We start from the raw sequence: 22272 nt of genomic DNA on the forward strand, positions 1-22272 counted from the left end.
CTCCATATCCTCTTATTTTATATATCGACGGGCTAGTTATATTGTTTATCGAGCTCTTCTAATAAAAGGAGGATTTCAGCAATCACTGCATAAAGCTGTGGAGGAATTGAATCTCCAAGGTCAATGTCCAAAAGATGGCTGACCAATGACTCATCCTCCTGCAGATGAATATCATTTTTCTTAGCCGTTTCAATAATTCTTCTGGCTACTTCCCCAGTTCCCTGAGCGACCAGCTGTGGTGCCTCTCCATTTTGTTCATCGTATCTGATAACGGCAGCTGTCGGTCCATTCATTTTTTTACGGTTCATTTGATTGAAATATTGCTGTCTCATATCGTTATGTCATACCCCTTTTTCGTAGAGGCTGTTTGGGCTATTGGACTTGCCTCTCGTTCTGAGTTCTTCGTTTCCACGGTCATTGGTTTAAATTGAACCGAGCCAATCGAATAACCAATTTCCTTGAACCGATCAAGCGCTGAATCCGATATCCGAGTCATAGATTGCTGCAAATCATCCTTATCACTTTTAAAGGTTAGAAACAAATTTCGATTGGTCGCCGTCAGCGAAATTCCAATCTCACCAAGACGCTTGGTCTCCATTACAAAATAAAGACTGCAGTTCTCCCAATCAATTTGATCCTTATCAGATTGAGAGTTTACAAAAACTTTCACATTCTCAACTTCCTTATGCAGTAAAAGCGGAAGCTGCATGGCCAGATTCTGCATTCCGGATGAATCAGGCTTAGCTAGAAGCTGCTGACCGGTTAAATTTTGAACAGCCTGTTCCACCTGCTGAGCCAGCTTCGGATTAAGCTGGTCAGATTGCAAGAGCGAAAGCAGAGAGGACTTTAAAGTTTGCGGTATTTCCGGCTGTTTTCCATTCAAAACAGATTTCGCCACCTCATGTTCATTCATCATCCCAAGTTTTCGAATCAACTCCAACACATTCCGTCCAGACTGCTCAGGCTTTGCCGTTTGGGTAAATACATCTTCACCGGTGTCACTCGTCATACCTGCCACAAAATGCTTCACTTTCACATCAGACGGTTTAAACAAAAGCCCCTCAACCGATGCTTTAACATCCTTCACAATCTGGTTCGCTTCAGGTAACTTTCCACTCATAAGTAAAGCCTTTGCTTCCTGCAATCTGCTGCTAGCCTGCAGGAGCTTCTTCTCCGTCGACATATCGGTATAAAGCATGAATTCACCCTTTAAAATAACTTGATCCAGCTGCTTAATGGTAGATTCCAAAACCTGCTTAACCTGAGGCTGTTTTTGCTCCAGCATTCTGATAGACTGATCCAAATTTCTCGTAATCTCTCTTTTTATATATTTAAAATCGATCGTAAGCTGGGAAAGCTTTTTACTAATTTCAGTAACGATTACATCTTTTGATGAGAGATTCAGCCCCTGAATAGTCTGATTGATTGCATTCTGCTCAGATTCGGATATTGAATTGGCCGGTTTTACATCCATTAATTGTGGGTTTTTCTCCTGCAGGGTGGATAATGCCGTCATCAACTCTTTGCGCGCTGACAATTCTCTTCCCTTGGACACAAGCTCTGTTGCCTTTTCAACTACTCCTGTCAGACGTTCAATACCTTCAAATAGTTTGGCAGATTCACCACTCAGAAATTCCGTTGCTTTTGCCAATACCACCGCCATGGAAGAATCCTTTTGAACACTTTTCATCAAATCCATTACTTCCTTGCCATGAACCGAAACCTCCATGTTCACAGAAGAGACTGCCCCCTTGCTTTGTTCAATAATGGAAAGAGTTTGAATTAAAGCTTCTTTACCAGTCTGCAGAGATTTTAAGATGGCACTTTTTTCAGCTTGAGAAAGATCCGGTGAATCCTTTATAAATTTCATCACCTGTTCAGTGATTTTGGCAGAATCCTGTTGGTGTAAAATGGCTGATTTTAAATCGCGGATTGTAGTTATCGGCACATGAATAGAAGGTGTAGAAACCCTCGAAATCCCTGGAAGCTCTTTGCCAATCTCACTAACCATCTTCCCAATCGATTCACCATGCAAGGCAGAGTGAATTGCTCTCAGCTCATGATTGCGTACCTCTAATTGACGCTCCGCTAAAGCCGTAATGGTAGCTAATTTTTGCTCCACTGTCCCCGCCTCTGTATTCATAAAGCGCTGAATCGTTTGAATGCTATCTTTAGATAGCGGATACCCTTTTTCCTGTAAAATTTGCACAGCCTGACGTACGTCTTTATTAGATGGATCTACACCAGCCGCTTTCAGAATCTCTTCAACCTTGGTAGGCGCTTGCCCTTCTACTGCAGGCTGACTTGTTGAAAGAGTTTTAACCGTTAATTGATCATTTTCAATGGCCGTAATCTCAACTTGAGCCTTGTTCTGTGCCGGCACTCCGTTTTCAAACGTCATGCTCATCTCTTTCCCTTTTAAAGAAACAACAGCTGTATTGGCGGAAACCCGTTCTTTAATGGTTACGGACTGGATCTGTCCAACTGAATATTGATTACTTTTTCCGTTTAAGCTATGCCCCGACTGGATTGCTTGAATCTGCATTGCGTTCACTCTCCGTCCAAATTCCTTATTCTTTTTATCGGTAAATTGCCTACAAACATTAGTTTTTGATAAAGAAATAGACATAATTTCCTAGATTATTCAAATACCAACATTCGTTAAAAAGAACAAAAAATTCCTAATATGTAACAAAACGCTTGCTTCTGCAGAAATAATCGGCAATAATGGGTATAAATAACACATAAGGATTTTTAATCAAAATGGAAGAAGGATGAGAAATGAAAAGGGGTAAAAGTATCCATATACTAAATGGCTTACTAGTTGTATTAATCATATTTAACATCTATTCTTTCATAACTGGAAGATTGCAAGGATTGAACTTAGCCATTCTTGGATCTGTGCAAATTCTCATGATTGGTATTATTAATAGTGTGCATCACATGTGGATCACTCATATAGAAGATCAGGATATAGTCGAATAAATAATAATAGAAGAAAAGGGCCGAAAGATGAACAATTCTCTTCATCTTTCAGCCCTTCTTTATTAGAATCAGGCATGTCCGCCTGAGGTATATTGCTTTTGTCGATTAAGTTGAATAGCCTGCTTCCATGTATCACGGAACTCCAAAACCAATTCCTCGGCCTCGTCCAACATAGCTGGATCATTTTTAGTATTCGCCTCTATCAACCGACTATTAATATAATCATACATCGCCATCATATTTTGAGAGATTGGCATATCCATATTTAAGGTGATTCGTAATTCACTAATGATATTTTGCGCCTTCAAAAGATTCTCATGTCTGGCTTGGATTTGTTTCGATTCCATCGCAACTCGTGCGGCTTTAATAAATTTCAGGCAGCCATTATACAGCATTAGCGTTAACTCTCCCGGAGAAGCGGTGGTTACAGTATTCGTTTGATAAGCCTGATACGGATTTTGTATTGCCATTTATACGTACACTCCTTTTTTATTAACCAGTCGCAAACATGGATGATAAATAGCCTGATTGGCTGTTTGCCTGTTGAATTGCTTTTTCCATCGCAGTGAATTGTTTATAGTAGCGATTCTCTACCTGGACTAGCCTGTCCTCAAATCGACTGATACGATCATCAATATTCGTTAAATCTCTGCCCATCGTAAACGTAGCATTGGTCGATAATGATGTTCCTGCTCTTGTCTTCAGCTGGTCAGTAGCAGCAGATATATTGTTTTGCAGCTTTGATAAAATCCCATCCTCCGAAGCAAATAAAGCTTCTACACTTTCAGGGTCATCCTCTAAAGCCTGTTTTAGTTTTGTTTCATTGATTTCGAGTTTACCACCTGCCATGTAATCTGAGGTGGTTGTGATTCCGATGCTGCTTAAAGAGGAATACATACCTGTTGATGTGTTAACTGAACTATAAAAGCTCCCCCGCATGGAGTTTAAAGCTCCATTCAAAATAGAATCATTGCGCAGCATTCCTGTCTTCGCAATATTTTCCCATTTCTCAACCTCTTTTTCACTCAAACTATCACGTTCATCATCAGTTAAAGGTAAATAATTTCGATTGCGTTCCTCACTGACTTTGCTTTGGATTGTTGCAATCAATTCGTTGTATTTATCTACAAAGCCCTTTATGTTGTCGTACACTTTAGTCGTATCATTATTAATTCCAACCGTTACCGCTTCAGTAAATTCACTCTTAAGTGTGAATGTGACACCATTCATGGTGAAGGTGTTGCTTGTCCGCTGAGTCTCTAGGCCATTAATTTTTAATAACGCATTGGCACCTGCTTTGTAATCAGCTGAAGTCAATTGAAGGGCTTGAGCTAATGATGAATTATCTATTTGAATATCCTTCAAATCTGCGGAAAAGGTACCTGTTTCTTTTCTTGTCATAGATATTTTGTCTGTAAATGAATCATAGAACATGTTTAATCCAAGCTTTGATGAATTCACTTTACTGATAACATTATCAAGTGATTGATCAGAAGTAATAAAAAATGTTTCACTCATCTCTCCACTTGAGGTTGTAGTCTTCATGTTCATGGCAGTATATTTTTTCGTATACTCAGCCTCTATTTCTATATCCTCACTTGCAGCAGTTTTAAAATCAACCTTACCTGTTTTGAAATTTACCGTACCAGATATAGTACCAACACTAAACTCTCCATTTTCGTCAGGCGTAACAGAAATTCCCCCAACTTTCAGGGTCATAGACCCTTCATTAATGGCTGCTTTAGAAAGTTGAAAGCTTGAGGCATCTTTAGCTATAGAGATTTTTTCTACCTTTTTATCTGTCACATAGTTTACTTCGATGGCTAACCCTGATGCAGGAATATTATTTTCGAATGTAACAGTTCCTTTATCAATCGTATAATTTGTAACGTCATTACCATCGGCATCCTTCGAATATTGCTGCAACACTTTTCCTGCCACTTTAATTTGAACTTGATCATTTTGAATAGTTACAGTGTCCGGTAATTTAAGATCAATGGGTGACCCGTTGGTTGTAAACTTTTGTGTTTCGACCACACCTGTTTTCCATTCGATAGCTGAAGAAAAGCTGCCCGACATAGACTCCAGAGATTTACTGGAATCTAACTTTGGATTTGTACCGGACAATGCTTTAGTTGTAAGAGAAGCAGCTTTCGCCAGCTTAACATCGGATAATTGATAACTAGTTGCGCTAGCTCCAGATGTTGCGGTGGCTGTAACCGCTGCATCATTCGTACTACTTGTCGTCCTGGAACGATAGGAAGAACTCATCTTCATATTCAATACATCTTGGCGAAAATTTGTTAACAGTGTATTGATAGAACGGTAATCATCACGTTTCCACTCAAGTGTCTGTTTATTTTGCTTTAATTTATCTAAAGGGATTCTTTCAGCCTGCATCAGCTGTTTCACCATCGTGTCTGTATCTATGCCACTAGCTAAACCGGAAATACGCATTCTTTCACATCCTTAAACTTTTCTGTCTACAAACAAAGCCATGTTTTCTACCATAGCTGCATACATATCAAGCATCTTCTTTGGAGGAATTTCCCGCAGCACATTGCCTGTTGTATCATCAATCACGGTTACATAATATTCATTTAGATCCTCGTGAAACTCGAATTTTAAAGACGCATGCATCGGTCCTATAAATTTATTCATAGCTTCCGTCGTTTCTGTAAGCTTCTCTTTCATTTGTACATCTGTCATAGGTGACTGCTCTTGTTGAGGAATAACGTTTTGAATCAAAGCCTGCTCTTTTATAGGACCAGAACTTTTAGCAAAAGACTGTGGAGCCAAATGACCAACATCAGCCGAAATACCATTCACCATCTCGCACCTCCAACTATTCAGTTCACTGTTATAAGGTATATCGGTAGGATGAGAGAGATATTAAGAGGAAAAGTAAGAATAATGGGGGAATAAAAAGAAGAGGAACCCGAAAAGGTTCCTCTCATTTATTGATTAACGTAACAATTGAAGCACGTTTTGTGGTTGTTGGTTAGCTTGAGCAAGCATTGCTTGAGCTGCTTGAGAAAGGATAGAGTTTTTAGTTTGTTCCATCATTTCTTTCGCCATATCAACGTCACGAATACGAGATTCCGCAGCAGTTAAGTTTTCAGATGAAGTGTTCAAATTGTTTATAGTGTGTTCTAGGCGGTTTTGTGAAGCACCTAATTTAGAACGTTCTGAAGAAACCATTTCGATAGCATCATTGATAGTAGTAATAGCTGCATCCGCTGTTGCCTGAGTTGTAAGTGCACCAGCTTTAGCAGGATCGGTGGAATCAGATTTTAGTGAGCTTATTTTATCACCATCACCACTTGTTCCAATTCTTCCTGAATCCATGGAATTAATAGAAATCTTAATACTTTGACCTTTGTTAGCACCAATGTGGAACGTGAACTCTTTTGCAGCTCCTGTAAATGTTCCATCTTCATTTTTTTCACCTAAAAGATTCTGAGTATTAAATTCTGTATTACCAGCAATACGATCAATCTCTTCCACTAATTGGTCTAGTTCTTTTTGAAGTTCTCCACGGTCTATTTCAGTATTCGTATCATTGGAAGATTGAACAGCAAGCTCACGCATACGTTGTAGAATATCATGAGTTTCATTTAATGCACCTTCTGCAGTTGAAATCAAAGAGATTCCATCTTGTGCATTTTTTGACGCCATATCCAACCCACGTACTTGTGCACGCATTTTTTCAGAGATTGCTAAACCTGCTGCATCATCGCCTGCTTTATTGATACGTTGCCCAGAAGATAATTTCTCCATTGAATTAGATTGTGCATTTGTAGCCGCACCCAACTGACGGTGTGTGTTTAAAGCTGTGATATTGTGATTGATAATCATTTCATTTTCCTCCTTGGAATGTGTAGGTGGACTTCCTTTTCCACCTGTTAGATTTTTAAATTTATATATTAATGGAAACTGGCCCGTTGCCTAGGATGGGGGTTTCCAGTAATAACGAGATGAAAAAAGACGAGCGGTTCTGAAACTGGGATGCTTCCTGCATCGTAGTTTAGTACCGCTCGTCCATGAGCAAATAGGAATCTATTTGTTTTGTTTGTTATCTAATAGTTCCCCACGCGTAATTTTTACGTGTTTGGGGGCATCAATAGCTAAGCGAAGGTGTCCATCTTCACTTTTAACGACCTTAACGATGATGTCATCGCCAATTTTTATAAATTCACCAGGTCTTCTACCAAGTACTAGCATAGTTGTGGTCCTCCTCCTTGAGAAAAGTGATCAGTTTGTAAGACCCCCATAGAGAACATTACCCTCCTTATGCTTTAGTACACATAAAAAAAGTAAACATCCCCTATCTCACATTCGCGTCCTGCGAAGATTCAATAAGAAATATTTACTCGTCCTGAGTATTCAGTATGAAATTTTTTCGGGTTGTTTCTCTTACATAATCTATATCGGAAACTTATTTTAACATTTAATAGTTTTAATATAAAATTTTAACATTTTTTATAATAAAAAAATCGGAACCCATAGAGGATTCCGATTTCTATAAAATTAACGCAGCAATTGAAGCACGTTTTGCGGTGTTTGATTAGCTTGTGCAAGCATTGCTTGAGAAGCTTGAGAAAGAATGGAGTTTTTCGTTTGCTCCATGATTTCCTTTGCCATGTCCACATCACGAATACGAGATTCAGAAGCAGTTAAGTTTTCATTTGTTGTATTCAAATTATTAATCGTATGCTCTAGACGGTTTTGCTGAGAACCGTATGTAGCACGTTGTAAATTGATCTCAGCAATAGCTGTATCAATATCTGCTACTGTACTAGTAGAAGTTAAGCCTTTTGTTGAATCTAATGTCGCAGCTGCAATTGTCAATTTAACCGCGGCATCTTCTGTTACCGTAATGTCAACCTCAGTTGCGAAAACATTTTTACCATTGAATTCTGTCGTACCAATAATATTATTGATTTCTGTACCTAAAGCTGCCATCTCTAAATCAATATTTTCCACGTCATCCGTATTGTAAGTTCCATTTTCCTTTTGAACAGCCAATTCTTTTAAACGAAGAGCCATTGCAGATACTTCAGTTAAAGCACCTTCAGCTGTTTGCAGGTAAGAGATACCATCCTGGCTATTACGTGATGCTTGATCTAAACCACGTAATTGACTGCGCATTTTTTCGGAAACGGATAGACCAGCAGCATCATCTCCGGCACGGTTAATACGTAGGCCTGAAGATAATTTCTCCATGTTTTTAGCTTGTGCATTGTTAGCGACACTCAATTGGCGGTGCGTGTTTAAAGCTGCAATATTGTGATTAATAATCATAATAAAAAATCCTCCCTGATTTAACGGATCACGTCCATGTGGTCCTTTTTATGTACATAAGTAGAAAAGCGGCCGTCTTTCCTTCTCTTGTACACTATTTGTATCGGGTGATTTTAATTGCTCTCTATGAGTCTTTGGTCCTATTTTTAGAGTTATTAATCAAATCCCCAATATTAACCGTAATCTCGGCTGCTTCTACATTTTCATGCTGGATTTCCTCAAATAGTTCCTTCCGATAGACGTCGACTTGCTTTGGGGCTTTAATGCCAAGCTTAACCTGATCGCCCTGTACAGAAACAACGGTAATTTCAATATCGGAACCTACTAATATAGATTCATCCTTTTTCCTCGATAGAATAAGCATACTTTACTCCCCCTTGCTTTCTACTTTTGGAAATAAAGGTGTTCTCGTTTGGTAGTTTGTTTGATTCAGAATGATTTGTTTCCCTTTACCCTTTTTCGTATCAATAATAAGCGGAGCCTGAAGATTAATCGTCGACTCCTCGAAAGGATCCCTTGCCGTCACAATTGAAAACACCGTCATATGTTCCTCTGTTACTCCTAATGTTTCTACAATTTCATCATCTAATTTAAATTCATAATCGGGGTAGGTTAAGAACGGACTTGTAACCACAAACGCTAGATTCGGTGTCTTCATAGACTGAAGCACAAAGAAGGACTGATCATCTGTTAAAAGAAGAAGCACAAATTTCTGTTCGTTCGCAAAACCGGGAATACCTTCATCAAAGGTAATGATATCTTTTTCTTCAATTACTTGCTCACCATGATATTTTGTTGTCAGCTTCACGTTAGCTTCACCCCTATAGTTTCATTTCGAATGGATTTTGATTGGCTATAAAAAACTCAAGAGATTGATATTGTTTCATATAATAGCTTATACTACCTGGAATATAATTGATCGTTGGCTGGTGAGTCTGTATCTGAATATTCACTTTCTGAGGCTGTATATCTACCTCCACCGAGCCAGGGTCATAATGAATCCGCACACTCCCATGTGATGGCAGAAATGCGAGCCTTGAATTATAGGAGGGGCGAGTTGTATTTTGTTTAGCGATCATCGCTAATGGGTCACTGCCATTCCCAATTTGCAGCATTTGCTTACCCTCCTCAGCATTGGCAGCCAATGATTGAAGCCAAGCCTGGTGTCCTTCCTGGGCAAATTTCTCATTAAGACGGAGGGCACTAAAGAGATTGACATCCTCCCTTGCTTTTGTTTGATCGATTGTCAGTCTGGCAGGTCGATGTTGAATGTTCATGACCGCTCTGGGCTGTTCTATGGATACTTCTGCAGGCGGCTGTTCAATGGTTTGTTTAATGCTCGTGATTTGATAGCCAAGCTGCGCTGACGTTGAGTTCATTTGCAATTGGGCAATAGGCATGGATTATCTTACCTCCTCTTTACATACAAAAAGAGTTGACCCAATTGGCCAATGGGCAACCAGAGTCAACTCATCTATATTTAGCGTAAGAAATCAACCAAACTTGGCTGAATGATGCTTGCTCCCATTTGCAAAGCAGCTCTGTGCACACTTTCCTGCGTAATAAAATCCGTATAGACCTTTTCCATGTCTACATCTTCATTTTCGCTCAGTACTTTTTTCGCCAATACCTCCTGGTTATCTATTCTCGATTCCAATAGCTCAAGGCGATTATAGCGGGCGCCAAGGTCGGAGCGTTCCGCTGAAAAAGTAGTGACCAAACCATCAAATTTCTGGAGTAAAGAATCAAGATCCATATCATCCGCTGATAACTCGCTCTCAATATCTCCGATTGTATTAAATAATTCCTGACTGAATAGCTGAGAAGGATCTGCATTTGCCTTCAATTGAATTCCTCTTGATACTTCCACCAAATAAGGATCATTCTCTGAATTGACCACGACTCCATTTGCATCGGAGGTAACAGGCGCTGTATTCACACTCGTTCCATTAAAAATATAACGGCCGGCAACCTGTGTATTCGCTACTGATACTAAATCCTCTTTCAGCTGAGCGATTTCCTTTGCGATGGCTTCCCGGTCGGTGGTTTCGTTTGTATCATTTTTTGCCTGGATCATCAATTCCCGGATACGCTGAAAGCTCTTGTTTCCCTGATCCATCGAAGCCTCTGAGTTGTCCATCCAAAGATAAACTTCCGATAAATTGCGCTTATATTGCTCTACTTCATTCAGGCTTGTCCGATAATACATCCCCTTTTGGGCAATCACCGGATCATCGGAGGCCTTTGTAATCTTTTTACCTGTTGATAGTTGCTCAAGATACTGCGCCATCGATCCATAGCTCTTATTGATATTCCGTAAAGAATTGGCTGCAACCATACTTTGCGTGACTCTCATACATATTCACCTACCTGCCACCGACACCAAGGCCGTTGATTATTTTATCGAGACATTCATCAATCATCGTGATCATTCGTGCGGATGCATTATATGCCTGCTGAAATTGAACCATATTGGTCATTTCTTCATCCAATGAAACTGCACTGACGGAAGAACGTCGGTCGCTGACATTCTGCAGCAGGGTCGCACTGTTCATAGATAATCGATCCGCCTGTTCCGTTTTAACCGCCAATGTTCCGATAACACTTTGCAGATAAGCCCCTAAACTTTCTTTTTCAGCAGCTGGAGAAGTGTCAGCTAATGCATCCTTATAATTGAACTTTTCATAAAAGACATCCGCAAGCTTCAATAGATTGCTTGCATCACCGTCATTAGGAGTAGCAACGGACGCATTAGCGATATAATCGTAGCTTTCTTTTATTTCATCAGATATTCGAATGCGGCTGGCAAAGCCCTTGACGTTCTGAGGCTCAGCATTATTCTCATCAGCAAAGAACAGAATATCTTCATTAAAATCTTCTATCTTCGCAGCTGGATCATTCTCGAGAGCTGTTTTCCAGGCTGCAAGCTCCTTCGCACTTAAGCCGTCCTTATGAACCTTATTAAACTCTGTCGCAAAAGTATAGGCCATATGATCAAGCTCTTTGATCATATCCGGCAAATCCCCAGCCAGATTTCCTTCTGCATTTGTATATCCAAATGTTTGCAAAAGGGACAGCAGCTTGCCCTCAGAGATAAAAGTAGCAGAAGGTACCGCATTCCCGCCAATTGAAATGGTATCCACCGCACCATCTTCCCCATTAAACGTTAGAGTAATAGGATTAACTGCAGTAGAATCAACCAAAGTCAATGGTTCAGCAGTACCATTGTTCAGCTTTATGACCGCCGAACCCATTGCCTGCGCCTCTGAATTGCCGCCGTTTTTCACATAATCGACCTTGATATTCATCATGGAGGAAAGCTCATCAATCAACAGATCACGGGAATCGTATAAATCATTCGGCAAATAGCCATGTGGTTCAATCGCTGCAATTTGTTTATTAAGCTGATCGATGCTTCCCAGTATGCTATTGGCCTTTTCAATTGTCACATTCAATTCATTCTTCAAATCGGTGCGGACCATTTTTAGGGAGCTATTCAGATAGGTAAATGTATCTGCCAGCGCGATTCCCCGCTCACGTACAACAGCTTTACCACCTGAGTTGACAGAATTGGTGGCCAAGTCCTGTATGGATTGCCAAAATGAATCAATGGAATCACTAAGTCCTGTTCCCTTAAGCTCGTCCATGACATCCTCTATTTTGCTTAACCCTTCCGCTCTCCCTGTCCAATATCCTAGCTTCGTACTTTCGCTTCTATATTGAACATCCAAAAAGCTTTCACGAACCCGCTGAATGGAGCCCGCTTTTACACCGGTACCCATTTGACCAGGAATTTGTTCGCGGTTCATACCCGGGTTTGGGTAAGCCGTTTCCGCCGCCATATTAACTCGTTGGCGTGAATACCCGAGTGTATTGGCATTGGCAACGTTTTGGCCCACTACATATAAAGCAGCCTGCTGAGTCGTCAGTCCGCGCCTGGCTGTTTCTAACCCATGAAAGGTTGATGTCATAAATGCTCCCCCTGTTTCTTTTTAGGCCTTTGAATCAAATAGCGATTGACTTTGTTTTCCCGCGCCCTCTGAATCCTGCGGCCTGTCGTATGTATAGCTCTCAGTCTCTGGTAACATAAGGTTTAAGTTCAGATTCACGAATTGCAAAGATTGATAGATTAACTGCTGATTTAATTCATTCCGTTCTTTTAAACTCATAATCTCTTCTCGCAATTCAGCGCCCAGCCTGATAAGCTCTGTTCGCTCATTTCCCGAAGCATATTGAATACATTCTGATAAGAGTGCGGTTCCATCCTGCACGCCCTTTTCTTTAAGAAAGGCATGTACATCACTCTGCCGCACATCCTCAAGCTGTTCAATCGCAACGACTAGCTTCCTCTCCTGAACAAGCAGGCTGCTTAACGACTTTAACTCTTCTGCTTTAATAGCCACTGTTTTTTCCTGAGCCATTTGGTTCAATTCTTTGTGCAGATCGACCAGCTGCTGAAGAGTTTGAATGATAGATTGAGCTGACATTAATTAGTTCACCCCATATAAAAAAAGAAAGCCAGTACAAGCCTCATACTGGCTTCAGGTTTAGTTTTTTGAGTAAAAATCCAATACGCCTTTTGCTGTTTCATTGACATTTACTTGATAGGTGCCGTTCTCTACCTGCTTTTTAATTGCGTCTATTTTAGCCTGACGCTCAACCTCTACACTCGATAGCTGCTGCAGTTCTTTCGCTTCACTGGAAATTTCTACTTTATCGGCAAGCTGAGAAGGCTTCATGGAGGTATCGGCTTTATTAACTGCCTTTTGGTACGGATTTACGCCATATTGATTAAGTTGATTAATTTTCATTTCGCGTTCCTCACTTTCCCTTCCGTCACACTAGCTTCCAAGGTCTATGGTGATCTTTTAATCTGAGTCAGATTACAAATGACTCAGGCAGATCAGCAAAAGACCTTCATGCTTATCTACTATTAGTATCGACAACAAGGGTGATTTGTTTACTGTCTATGATGAAAATTATGACATACAAAAAAGCAATATTCAAAAAGGACTTAACAGGCCTAAATACTTATTTTTAATGCGTTTTTCGGTAATAGGTCATTTGACGCTCACGTTCCTCTATCTCTTTTTGGAGCTCCTCGTCCCGTTCATGTCTCATAAGGTCGGCCTGTAGATTGTCGCTGCAATCTTCACAAAAGCGTCCCTCTCGAATGAGGGAACCGCAATGCCCACAGGCATAGCCCAAATTAGGGTTAGAGGTAATACGCAGCTTTCCGCTCTTGATAAATTTCATTAGCAAAGACTCATCCACACCAGTTGCCTTTACCACCTGAACAATCGTAGCCGTGCGATTTTCTCGCTTACGGATATAATGGTATACCTCATTATAAATGGCCTCTTCTTTTTTATAACAGCTCTCACATACATCTCTAAATTGATTTTTCACGAATAGAGCCTGGCAAGTCGGACAGTTGGTCAATTCATTCATATTCTTTACCTCCTCGGGAAATGCTCTTAGATTACTTATCGGATATTCTCTTCGAAGATAAAGGCTATCGTGCAATCGTCAAAGAAATGATACTTTTTGCCCCTGCCTCCTTTAAAAGCGCACCAGCATGCCTTAAGGTAGAGCCTGTCGTATAAATATCATCCAGTATAAGAATCGTTTTACCCTGAAAATCCAGGGCTTTAGGATGGATACGAAAGACCTGCTCCGTATGGATACGCTCATACCGATTCTTCTTAGACTGTTTTTCACCATGTACACGAACTAACCCATTTTCTAATACCATTCCAGCCATCATACCGATTGCTTCAGCTTGGTTATACCCACGCTCGTTCAAGCGCTCGTCACTCAGCGGAATCGGAATGATAAGATTAACCTTCGGTGCTTTTTTACGCAGTTCGGCAGCAAATATACGTGCCAATTCATAATCACCCCGATATTTAAAACGGGCAATCAAATCCTTCATAAACGAATTATAGGCATATAAGGAGACATTATAATCAAGGGCTTGGCCAAACATTGAATCCATCAGCCATCTCTCACAATCCAAGCATCTCCCCGTTTTCTGGAGTGGTTTACAGCAAGTCAAGCACGTATTCCCCTGAATTGGTATAAGCCTGGCGCGACAGGACGGACATAGTAAATCAGCCTCCTCCAAAAAGAAGATATTCGCCCAGCCTGCACTCTCACGAATTGGGCTGTGACAATATAGACAAAGTGATGATTGGAAAATCTTCAATCCAGCAGCCCCCTTTTGACGGCTTCCCTAATCATTTGCTGAATTAACCGGTATAGAGGAAGCGTTCTTTCAATTGATACAATACTTGGGAAGAAAATAATAAATGTCTTTTGCACTCAATGGCGTATTTCAGCCAATCTACAAGAGTCACTGAGGAGTTTATATTTTGAAATGAGACTACCCATTTCCAACCCATTTTATAATAGAGAATGGGATAGAGTGTCTGGGAAAACAAGTAGGGAGAAGAAGTCTGTTCCTTTCGCATATTGGACTAAGTGTTGCGAACGTTTCGAAGGAGTTACGGTTAGATAAATAACAGCGGCACCTTTCTTATATGCTTTCTACATGGAGTACAGGATTTTGAATAGCGCATCTGCTGGTGAGTAGTGGATAAAACAACTGGGGCAAAAAACTCCATAAAGGATTGTGAGTGGAATGTTTGAAAATACAACGCGAAGCCTAGGAGCCAGATCCATGATGACATCTGTATGGAGAATGGGCAGACAAATATCTTTCAAAAGGCTTCATTCAAAAAGAAAAACCAATCTTACTAAGCAAACAAGTGCTATCCATATGCATATTTTTAACTAGCCGATGAGTTATAGAAGATAGTTTTAACTCATCGGCAATGTTATTTTGCATATGTGACTAACTGTAATTTCCTTAGAGCTACGACGTTTGAATAACTCTGTGTATTATTGGTCGGAAAAGGATTAGGCTCTAATCCTTTTCATTCTCTACGAAATCAGTTAGAACAATTTTGTTTATTTCTTTCATAAAATTCTCTTGATAAGATTTTTCCAAATGCCACGGAGTTACACCATAAGGATGCTGCCCATCTCCAATATAATCAACATTAAGATTGTTGATTATTCTTAAATCATAATTTTCTTCAAGGAATGTCTCAATAACTTCGAAATTACTATTCTCCTTGTCTAGATAAGGATACTTGCTAAGGTCAAATTCGTATAACTTATTGCCTTTGGCATACTCTTTTGTAAATCTAAATTTATTAAGAACTAATTTAGTATTTGGTATGTTTTCTTTTTTCCATTCAATAAACTCTGCAAATTTCTCTTTAAATATCGGGAAGAACTCATTGAATTTATTATTTGAATGTATGTGATAATCGTGTTTTTTTTCTTTGTAAAATGATGTTTTGCGTAATGTTGAAGGATTATTTGTAATAAATGTTTCGCCTGTTTTCACTATACCATATCGCACATCTGCATAAAGGTCCAAAATTAGATAATCCGGTTGATAGTCCACTATTTCAGTTCTAGTCTTTTTGTATATATCAGTAGAAAGTACACCCTTTTTATATTCAGAGAGTTCGTTCGGAAAATCTATAGTCCCTTCTTTAACCTGAGTGCTTATAAAGCTTATAATAGATGTCTGAAATGAAACAGGACCTATTTCATATATTTTTTTATAATCAGGATTATTAATAGTAGTAAATGCTTCTCTTGAAACACAAGAGCCGATAATTGATACTTTGATTTTACCCATCTACATCCTCCTTTTATATGCAAGAATATAATAACATAAAAATCCTTTGACATATTAATATTTGACCCATCACTTTACTCCAATAATTACCTTTTAACCCATTTTAAATATATTTGTGATATCATCATAGCAAGTCGTCCTCCTCCAAAAAGAAGATATTCGCCCAGCCTGCACACACGAATTGGGCTGTGACAATATAGACAAAGTGATGATTGGAAAATCTTCAATCCAGCAGCCCCCTTTTGACAGCTTCCCTATTCATTTGGTTGATTTGCTGAATCGCATCAAGCATGGCATTCGTTTTTCCATAATGAAAAAATACACAATCACCAGTCGAATGATCCTTACTTCTGCCAACCCGTCCTGCAATTTGAACGAGTGCTGACTCCGTAAAGATGTCATCCTCAGCCCCAATCACCGCTACATTCAATTTAGGAATCGTAACGCCTCTTTCCAATATCGTGGTTGTCAGTAAGCCCTGAATCTCACCTTTGCGCAGCTTCATTATTTTATCTTTACGTTCCGAATCCTCTGCATGGACAGAAAGAATTTCAGGTGCATAGCCTTGAAAGAGAGGCAGGGATTTTTCCATTAAGGCGATATTCGGGATAAAAATAAGAAAGGGCTTCTTGCATTCAATAGCTGCTTTGAGCCAATGCTCAAAAGGATGTGGGAGTTTATTTTTTTGAATGGAGGATTGCCAATTACCAACCCATTTCATAGTGGGGACAGGGATGGGATGTCTGTGGAAGCGGGCAGGAAGGAGAATTCCGTTCCTTCTACCCTGTTGAAATTCGAGCTGCCACTGTTTTGAAGGCGTTGCCGTCAAATAAATAACAGCAGCATCCTTCTTACACGCCTTTTGAACCGCATATTGGAGATGAGGGTCTAAGGAATATGGGAATGCATCTACTTCATCAATAATCATCACATCGAAGGCATCGGCATAACGCATTAGCTGGTGAGTGGTCGATAGGACAAATGGAGCAAAAAGCTGTTTTTCTTGACTGTCTCCATAGAGGGCGACGATTGGAATATCTGGAAATACACTGCGAAGCCTTGGAGCAAGCTCAAGAATAACATCAGTACGAGGAGTCGCCAGGCAAACCCGTTTGCCTGAGAAAAGAGCTTCTTCTACACCAGCAAAGATCATCTCTGTCTTCCCAGCTCCGCATACTGCCCAAATGAGTAAATTCATTTGATTTCGGACAGCTTCCATGATTTTTTCTGAAGCCTCCTTTTGGGAGGCGGAAAGTGAACCATCCCAACGAAGCCGGGCTAACTCAGGACGCCAGCGTGGCATTTCCCCCTTCCACCCATAAAGAGTAGAGCAGGAGCTGATTCGGCCCATCATAATACAATGACGGCAATACAGACAGTTTTCACCACAGGCACTGTGTGGGAATGTTGCAAACAAGCGAGAATCCGTATTGCCACAGCGTCTGCATATCCCATTCTCAATCCCTCTCACAGAATAAATTTGTTCAGTTGAATTCATTTGATCCTTTAATTCATTTGGAATTTCAGTTATGAGGAGTTCTTTACCAATGAGGAGCTGTTGCAGAGATATAGATGAGGATCCTGTTGAGGGTCTGGATGCTTTCATGTTCAAATTGAAAACCTCCTTTTAAGTAAAAAGGGCCGGCCAAACAGCCAAGCCCCATATTACTAGTTAATTATATCGTTTTGTCCAGCCAAGTCCCATAGCTCCCTGGCCTAAGTGAGTACCAATAACTGCGCCAAAATAGCTTAGTCTAAATTCCGCTTCAGGGAATTTTTCTTTCAGCTCATTTAACACTTCAGTCGCTTCCTCTTCAATATTTCCATGAATTAAAACAGCCTGAAGAGGCTCACCTTTTTGATATTCCTGTTCAAAAAGATCGATTATACGCTTTAATGCCTTTTTCTTTGTACGGATTTTTTCAAAAGGGACAATCACTTTGTTTTCAAAATGTAGGATTGGCTTTACTTGAAGCAAGCTGCCAATTAAAGCTGCAGCGCCATTTAAACGGCCGCCCCTTTGCAGATTGGAAAGATCGTCCACCATGAAGTAAGCATTAGTGGATTCGCGGAGTTCATGCAAGCGTGCGATGATTTCCTCAGGGTGTTTGCCTTCCTTCGCCATTTTGGCTGCTTCAAGTACAAATAATCCCTGAATCATACAAGTGATCTCGGAGTCGAAAGCATATACCTTAAGGTTATCTACCATCTCTCCAGCTGTAATTGCACCTTGATAGGTACCGCTAATTCCACTCGATAAATGGATACTGATCACAGCATCATAGTCCTTCGCAAGTTCTTCATATTTTTCAACGAATTTACCGGTTGATGGCTGGGAGGTCGTTGGCAGCATATCCAAACGCTCAACCATTTCATAAAAATCAGAAGCAGTTATTTCATTCTCCTCCTGATACACTTCATCTCCAAACACTACACTTAGCGGAATCATATGTATATCATATTGCGTTCGCAGGTCTTTTGGTATATAAGCAGTACTATCTGTAATTATTGCAGTTCTCATTATTGAAAACCATCCTTATTATTGAGATTTTCCTTATTATCTTCTCCATTTTAAATCATAATCAGTCTGTTTGCATTATAATGGTCAAAATGATAATTTTTAAACTTTTCAATCTATAGTTTTTTACCCAAAATCAGCAAATCTCTTTTCACTCCATCTAATTCTGCTACACCAGGCAAATGAGCCCATTGTTCAAATCCAAATTGCTTAAATAGGCGTATGCTTGGCTCATTCTGGGCAAAAATAAATCCTAGCAACGTATCAATCCTGAGGGTCGGAGCATTCTTAATCGCATAGTCTAAAAATTTTGCTCCTATCCCTTTTTTTCGATAAGCCGGGTCAATATAGATACTGATTTCAGCAGTAGCTTGATAAGCAGGTCGTCCATAGAAATCCTGGAAACTGAGCCACCCTACAATCATACCATCATCTTCCATAACCCATAAAGGCCTTTTCTCAGAGGTATGATTCAAAAACCAATCCAAGCGACTTCCTACATCCACCATTTCCGTATCAGCCGTCACCATTCTGCTTTGAATCGTAGAATTATAGATTTCAACGATGCGTGCTAAATCCTTCTCATTAGCATCTCTAATTGTATACGGATGATTCATAATTTCTCCTCTCCTACCCTAATCTTTATTAAAAACTTTTACAAAATATGAAAAATCTATATACACTATTGTAAAAAATATACAAACTGACAGTTTGACAGAATCCATTCAGATTAAAAAAGCACCAACCAATCGGTCGGCGCTTAACTCTATCATCTATTATAATCTAACTTCAACCCAGCCGTTTTTAATCGCATATACAACCGCCTGAGTACGATCATTTACGTTCATTTTTTGAAGGATATTACTTACATGGTTTTTAACAGTCTTTTCGCTGATAAATAAAGTCTCACCGATTCCTCTGTTACTCTTGCCATCAGCCAATAATTGAAGGACCTCGCACTCACGTCGGGTCAGCAAATGCAATGGACGGCGAATCTCGACATTCATAACATTATCGCCATTTGCTGCTTCATCCGTTGCCAATCTTCTGTAATCACGCACTAAATTATGAGTAACCTTCGGATGCAGGTAGGAGCCCCCATCTGCAACGACTTTAACAGCGTCAATTAGGGCATCCGCATCCATTTCCTTTAATAAATAGCCGCGGGCACCAGTTTTTAAAGCATGGGTTACGTAGTTTTCATCGTCATGGATTGAAAGCATAATTACTCTGGAATCCGGAAATTTCTCAATCAACTGGCCTGTTGCCTCAACCCCGTTTACGTTTGGCATATTGATATCCATGATGATAACATCCGGATGATATGTATCAACAATCGTGATCGCCTCGCTGCCATCGTCCCCCTCAGCGATTACCGAGAAAGAAGATTCGAAATCGAGAATCCGTTTAACCCCTTCGCGAAATAACTGATGATCATCTATGATTGCAATTGTAGTTGTCATTTATTTCTCATCCCCCATCTTTTTACAGTAAGTAGTCATTATCTTAATTATATTCTTGACTACCAGTAAACTCCAAACATTTACAATAAATATAACTAAAAAACTATTTTATAAAAAATTTACACAATTATTGATGCCTTTAATGGAATTTGAATATAGACAAGCGTACCTCCACCCACACTTGATTGAATAGTCATTTCTCCTTCAAGTGTCTCAACACGCTCATTCATTCCCATGATTCCAAAGGAACCTTCCTTCTGTTTATGCGGCTCAAATCCACGGCCATTATCCCGTACAGTCAATGTCCCTTTATCGTTCAAAAGTTCCAATTTAACCTGAATCAGGCTGGCATTCGCATGTTTGATTGCATTTTGGACCGCTTCCTGAGCAAGCCTGAATAACGCAACTTCATAATTTGGCTCAAGTCTTTTTTCCTGCCCATAAATCTGAAATTTAAAATCAATCTCTGAATTGTATTCACCAATGGTTTGCAAATATTTACGCAGAGTCGGGATAAGCCCGAGGTCATCTAAAGCCATAGGCCGCAGGTCATAGATAATTCGCCTAACCTCAGCCAGCGCACTTCGAACCATCTGCTTCAAGGATTTTATTTCCAGTAACGCTTCCTCCGGACCGCGTTCCCTGAATATCCGCTCCGTTAAATCCGAACGGACCATCACATTGGCAAGCATTTGTGCAGGACCATCATGGATTTCACGAGAAAGCTTTTTGCGCTCGGCTTCCTGGGCCTCAATGATTTTAAAGCCAAAGTCCTGTTTCTGTTTATACATATCGAGAACCTCAGACATGTCCCGCAGGTCACTTGTTAAATAATGCAGAACAACCGTGATCTGCGAAACGAGATTCTCAGCTCTATCAATAGTTTCCTTTAGATTAATGAGCCTTCTTTCAAGGTCATCTCGACGTTTACGGAGCTGTTTTTCCAGCTCTCTGTTCATGGTCAGGTCGACCTGATACGTATGTGCCTGTTCATAGGCTGCCCTCACTTGTTCCTCCGTAAATTCCTTGAAACGGGAAGAAACATCTGATAAGCGTTTACGGGATTCACGCGCCTTTCGATCAAGCTCATCCCCATCACTAATTACCTTCAGCACCATTGATTTAACAGATTCCAATTCAGAAGAAAGTTGAGCAAATTCATGCTGACAGTGTTCCCCTATTTCATATATTTCTCCCTTACTATTGTCCACGGTACTGATCATATGATTAAGGATGTTATCGAGTGCCTTTCCATCCAGCTTAGGTACCCGCATAGTCTTACCTCCTGTTTGACGCAAAAGAATCCTACGCTTCTTCTGTACCAATTCATATAAAATAGTTCGTACTTTACGAACGTCCTTTGTGGGTGTTTTTAGAAATTATTGGGTAAATAAATTAGATATCAGTGAAATACTACATAATAGTTAAATTATAGCACGATTACCAGTATTTTTTTACTTTTTTACTATTTTACATCTCCATCACAACATAATATTCTTCTGTAATAAAGATGTCGTACGAACCAAATAATAAAGTATACTAAAAGGGATATAGAGAGAAAGGCGGCAGTCTAAATGCTGAATTCATATAAAACAGTAAAGGGATATGGCGAAACTGAACAAATCATCCAAAAGTCACGCTTTATTGCCTATGTGAACCGCGTGGAATCAGAGGAAGAAGCCATACAATTTATTCAATCAATCAAGAAAAAGCACTGGGATGCAACCCATAATTGTTCAGCCTACATGATTGGTGAAAACGACCTCATCCAAAAAGCCAATGATGATGGTGAACCAAGCGGAACAGCCGGCGTCCCCATACTCGAAGTAATTAGGAAAAAAGGCTTGAAGGACACCGCGGTGGTTGTGACACGCTATTTCGGAGGAATTAAACTCGGGGCTGGCGGATTAATTCGCGCGTACGGCGGAGCCGCTTCGGAAGGAATTAACGCAACCGGTGTGGTGGAAAGAAGATTAATGCGCATCATGAAATCCACGTTCGACTATACCCTTCTCGGGAAAATTGAAAATGAACTTCGAAATTCGCACTATTCCATTAAAGAAATTCATTATCTGGATCGAGTCATGATTGAATCCTACGCAGAGGAAGACGCAAAGGAAGCCTTCATAGACTGGATGACGGATTTATCCAATGGACAGGCATCCATAGAAGAAGGCGAAATGCTATACATCGAGCATGACCTCTAATTCTAAAGGAACTCCATCCTCTCCTTCTTTGTCTAAAATCTCTAGGAAAAAAGTTGAATTTATCGACAAAATACAGCA

General features: G+C 40.1%; 25 protein-coding genes. 2 read left to right on the forward strand and 23 right to left on the reverse strand.

Annotated elements, in window-relative coordinates:
• Positions 1–32: 32 nt before the first annotated feature.
• Both AC4D4A_RS05340 and AC4D4A_RS05345 read right to left on the reverse strand, forming a co-directional pair.
• Positions 33–332 carry an EscU/YscU/HrcU family type III secretion system export apparatus switch protein gene (locus tag AC4D4A_RS05340; RefSeq protein WP_139892178.1) on the reverse strand — a complete coding sequence of 100 codons (300 nt, stop codon included), beginning with the start codon at positions 330–332 and terminating at the stop codon, positions 33–35.
• Entirely contained in the window at positions 329–2545 is a 2217-nt protein-coding gene (locus tag AC4D4A_RS05345) for a hypothetical protein (protein WP_490994932.1), read from the reverse strand. Before AC4D4A_RS05345 ends, AC4D4A_RS05340 begins: the two co-directional genes overlap by 4 nt.
• Before the next feature lie 236 nt (positions 2546–2781).
• Here AC4D4A_RS05345 and AC4D4A_RS05350 point away from each other — a divergent pair, with 236 nt between their 5' ends.
• Positions 2782–2985, forward strand: a complete 204-nt coding sequence (locus tag AC4D4A_RS05350) for a hypothetical protein (RefSeq protein WP_139892176.1) — start codon at positions 2782–2784, stop codon at positions 2983–2985.
• Between the two features lie 68 nt (positions 2986–3053).
• Here AC4D4A_RS05350 and fliS read toward each other — a convergent pair whose 3' ends face one another.
• The 21 genes from fliS to AC4D4A_RS05455 form a co-directional block, all read right to left on the reverse strand.
• Entirely contained in the window at positions 3054–3455 is a 402-nt protein-coding gene (gene fliS, locus AC4D4A_RS05355) for a flagellar export chaperone FliS (RefSeq protein WP_490994933.1), read from the reverse strand.
• A 22-nt stretch (positions 3456–3477) separates the two neighbouring features.
• The gene (gene fliD / locus AC4D4A_RS05360) at positions 3478–5442 is read right to left on the reverse strand and encodes a flagellar filament capping protein FliD (protein ID WP_490994934.1); all 1965 of its coding nucleotides are present in this window, start codon (positions 5440–5442) and stop codon (positions 3478–3480) included.
• A 12-nt stretch (positions 5443–5454) separates the two neighbouring features.
• Positions 5455–5814 carry a flagellar protein FlaG gene (flaG, locus tag AC4D4A_RS05365; protein ID WP_490994935.1) on the reverse strand — a complete coding sequence of 120 codons (360 nt, stop codon included), beginning with the start codon at positions 5812–5814 and terminating at the stop codon, positions 5455–5457.
• A 135-nt stretch (positions 5815–5949) separates the two neighbouring features.
• On the reverse strand, positions 5950–6843 hold the full coding sequence (hag, locus tag AC4D4A_RS05370; protein WP_490994936.1) for a flagellin Hag: 894 nt from the start codon (positions 6841–6843) through the stop codon (positions 5950–5952).
• 201 nt (positions 6844–7044) lie between these two features.
• Positions 7045–7209 carry a carbon storage regulator gene (locus tag AC4D4A_RS05375; protein WP_490994937.1) on the reverse strand — a complete coding sequence of 55 codons (165 nt, stop codon included), beginning with the start codon at positions 7207–7209 and terminating at the stop codon, positions 7045–7047.
• 306 nt (positions 7210–7515) lie between these two features.
• Positions 7516–8289: a flagellin N-terminal helical domain-containing protein gene (locus tag AC4D4A_RS05380; RefSeq protein WP_490994938.1), complete on the reverse strand. Its 774-nt coding sequence runs from the start codon at positions 8287–8289 to the stop codon at positions 7516–7518.
• A gap of 124 nt (positions 8290–8413) precedes the next feature.
• Positions 8414–8653, reverse strand: a complete 240-nt coding sequence (gene csrA, locus AC4D4A_RS05385; RefSeq protein ID WP_139892170.1) for a carbon storage regulator CsrA — start codon at positions 8651–8653, stop codon at positions 8414–8416.
• A gap of 3 nt (positions 8654–8656) precedes the next feature.
• Entirely contained in the window at positions 8657–9097 is a 441-nt protein-coding gene (gene fliW / locus AC4D4A_RS05390) for a flagellar assembly protein FliW (protein WP_490994939.1), read from the reverse strand.
• A gap of 13 nt (positions 9098–9110) precedes the next feature.
• Positions 9111–9689: a DUF6470 family protein gene (locus tag AC4D4A_RS05395; RefSeq protein WP_490994940.1), complete on the reverse strand. Its 579-nt coding sequence runs from the start codon at positions 9687–9689 to the stop codon at positions 9111–9113.
• 80 nt (positions 9690–9769) lie between these two features.
• Positions 9770–10645 (reverse strand): flagellar hook-associated protein FlgL, encoded by an 876-nt coding sequence (flgL, locus tag AC4D4A_RS05400; RefSeq protein ID WP_490994941.1) that lies wholly within the window; start codon positions 10643–10645, stop codon positions 9770–9772.
• A 10-nt stretch (positions 10646–10655) separates the two neighbouring features.
• On the reverse strand, positions 10656–12260 hold the full coding sequence (gene flgK, locus AC4D4A_RS05405) for a flagellar hook-associated protein FlgK (protein WP_490994942.1): 1605 nt from the start codon (positions 12258–12260) through the stop codon (positions 10656–10658).
• A 21-nt stretch (positions 12261–12281) separates the two neighbouring features.
• Positions 12282–12776, reverse strand: coding sequence for a flagellar protein FlgN (locus tag AC4D4A_RS05410; RefSeq protein WP_490994943.1), 495 nt, complete (start codon positions 12774–12776; stop codon positions 12282–12284).
• 60 nt (positions 12777–12836) lie between these two features.
• Positions 12837–13100: a flagellar biosynthesis anti-sigma factor FlgM gene (gene flgM, locus AC4D4A_RS05415; protein ID WP_490994944.1), complete on the reverse strand. Its 264-nt coding sequence runs from the start codon at positions 13098–13100 to the stop codon at positions 12837–12839.
• A 226-nt stretch (positions 13101–13326) separates the two neighbouring features.
• Positions 13327–13740: a TIGR03826 family flagellar region protein gene (locus AC4D4A_RS05420; protein WP_490994945.1), complete on the reverse strand. Its 414-nt coding sequence runs from the start codon at positions 13738–13740 to the stop codon at positions 13327–13329.
• A gap of 64 nt (positions 13741–13804) precedes the next feature.
• The gene (locus tag AC4D4A_RS05425; RefSeq protein ID WP_490994946.1) at positions 13805–14497 is read right to left on the reverse strand and encodes a ComFC family protein; all 693 of its coding nucleotides are present in this window, start codon (positions 14495–14497) and stop codon (positions 13805–13807) included.
• A gap of 720 nt (positions 14498–15217) precedes the next feature.
• A complete protein-coding gene (locus AC4D4A_RS05430) occupies positions 15218–16006 on the reverse strand; it encodes a DUF6270 domain-containing protein (RefSeq protein WP_490994947.1) in 789 nt (262 codons plus the stop codon).
• A 223-nt stretch (positions 16007–16229) separates the two neighbouring features.
• Positions 16230–17612: an ATP-dependent helicase ComFA gene (locus tag AC4D4A_RS05435; RefSeq protein WP_490995202.1), complete on the reverse strand. Its 1383-nt coding sequence runs from the start codon at positions 17610–17612 to the stop codon at positions 16230–16232.
• Between the two features lie 66 nt (positions 17613–17678).
• Entirely contained in the window at positions 17679–18527 is an 849-nt protein-coding gene (locus AC4D4A_RS05440) for a DegV family protein (RefSeq protein ID WP_490994948.1), read from the reverse strand.
• A gap of 113 nt (positions 18528–18640) precedes the next feature.
• Complete coding sequence (locus tag AC4D4A_RS05445; RefSeq protein WP_490994949.1) at positions 18641–19141, reverse strand: GNAT family N-acetyltransferase; 501 nt, start codon at positions 19139–19141, stop codon at positions 18641–18643.
• 159 nt (positions 19142–19300) lie between these two features.
• Positions 19301–19987, reverse strand: a complete 687-nt coding sequence (locus tag AC4D4A_RS05450; RefSeq protein ID WP_490994950.1) for a response regulator — start codon at positions 19985–19987, stop codon at positions 19301–19303.
• Between the two features lie 119 nt (positions 19988–20106).
• On the reverse strand, positions 20107–21261 hold the full coding sequence (locus AC4D4A_RS05455) for a sensor histidine kinase (RefSeq protein ID WP_490994951.1): 1155 nt from the start codon (positions 21259–21261) through the stop codon (positions 20107–20109).
• A gap of 300 nt (positions 21262–21561) precedes the next feature.
• On the opposite strand from AC4D4A_RS05455, the gene AC4D4A_RS05460 reads away from it, so the two are divergent.
• Positions 21562–22194 (forward strand): YigZ family protein, encoded by a 633-nt coding sequence (locus AC4D4A_RS05460; protein WP_490994952.1) that lies wholly within the window; start codon positions 21562–21564, stop codon positions 22192–22194.
• The last annotated feature ends 78 nt before the right edge of the window (positions 22195–22272 follow it).

The sequence above is a fragment of the Pradoshia sp. Z5_111 genome (assembly GCF_058267535.1).

Coding starts and splice junctions, on each gene's coding strand:
- AC4D4A_RS05395 (WP_490994940.1), bottom strand. CDS start 9,689: ATGCCTATTGCCCAATTGCAAATGAACTCAACGTCAGCGCAGCTTGGC.
- csrA (WP_139892170.1), bottom strand. CDS start 8,653: ATGCTTATTCTATCGAGGAAAAAGGATGAATCTATATTAGTAGGTTCC.
- AC4D4A_RS05345 (WP_490994932.1), bottom strand. CDS start 2,545: ATGCAGATTCAAGCAATCCAGTCGGGGCATAGCTTAAACGGAAAAAGT.
- AC4D4A_RS05440 (WP_490994948.1), bottom strand. CDS start 18,527: ATGAGAACTGCAATAATTACAGATAGTACTGCTTATATACCAAAAGAC.
- hag (WP_490994936.1), bottom strand. CDS start 6,843: ATGATTATCAATCACAATATCACAGCTTTAAACACACACCGTCAGTTG.
- AC4D4A_RS05340 (WP_139892178.1), bottom strand. CDS start 332: ATGAGACAGCAATATTTCAATCAAATGAACCGTAAAAAAATGAATGGA.
- AC4D4A_RS05380 (WP_490994938.1), bottom strand. CDS start 8,289: ATGATTATTAATCACAATATTGCAGCTTTAAACACGCACCGCCAATTG.
- AC4D4A_RS05420 (WP_490994945.1), bottom strand. CDS start 13,740: ATGAATGAATTGACCAACTGTCCGACTTGCCAGGCTCTATTCGTGAAA.
- AC4D4A_RS05455 (WP_490994951.1), bottom strand. CDS start 21,261: ATGCGGGTACCTAAGCTGGATGGAAAGGCACTCGATAACATCCTTAAT.
- AC4D4A_RS05410 (WP_490994943.1), bottom strand. CDS start 12,776: ATGTCAGCTCAATCTATCATTCAAACTCTTCAGCAGCTGGTCGATCTG.
- AC4D4A_RS05435 (WP_490995202.1), bottom strand. CDS start 17,612: ATGAAAGCATCCAGACCCTCAACAGGATCCTCATCTATATCTCTGCAA.
- AC4D4A_RS05430 (WP_490994947.1), bottom strand. CDS start 16,006: ATGGGTAAAATCAAAGTATCAATTATCGGCTCTTGTGTTTCAAGAGAA.
- fliS (WP_490994933.1), bottom strand. CDS start 3,455: ATGGCAATACAAAATCCGTATCAGGCTTATCAAACGAATACTGTAACC.
- AC4D4A_RS05350 (WP_139892176.1), top strand. CDS start 2,782: ATGAAAAGGGGTAAAAGTATCCATATACTAAATGGCTTACTAGTTGTA.
- AC4D4A_RS05460 (WP_490994952.1), top strand. CDS start 21,562: ATGCTGAATTCATATAAAACAGTAAAGGGATATGGCGAAACTGAACAA.
- AC4D4A_RS05450 (WP_490994950.1), bottom strand. CDS start 19,987: ATGACAACTACAATTGCAATCATAGATGATCATCAGTTATTTCGCGAA.
- flgL (WP_490994941.1), bottom strand. CDS start 10,645: ATGAGAGTCACGCAAAGTATGGTTGCAGCCAATTCTTTACGGAATATC.
- flgM (WP_490994944.1), bottom strand. CDS start 13,100: ATGAAAATTAATCAACTTAATCAATATGGCGTAAATCCGTACCAAAAG.
- AC4D4A_RS05445 (WP_490994949.1), bottom strand. CDS start 19,141: ATGAATCATCCGTATACAATTAGAGATGCTAATGAGAAGGATTTAGCA.
- flgK (WP_490994942.1), bottom strand. CDS start 12,260: ATGACATCAACCTTTCATGGGTTAGAAACAGCCAGGCGCGGACTGACG.
- AC4D4A_RS05375 (WP_490994937.1), bottom strand. CDS start 7,209: ATGCTAGTACTTGGTAGAAGACCTGGTGAATTTATAAAAATTGGCGAT.
- fliD (WP_490994934.1), bottom strand. CDS start 5,442: ATGCGTATTTCCGGTTTAGCTAGTGGCATAGATACAGACACGATGGTG.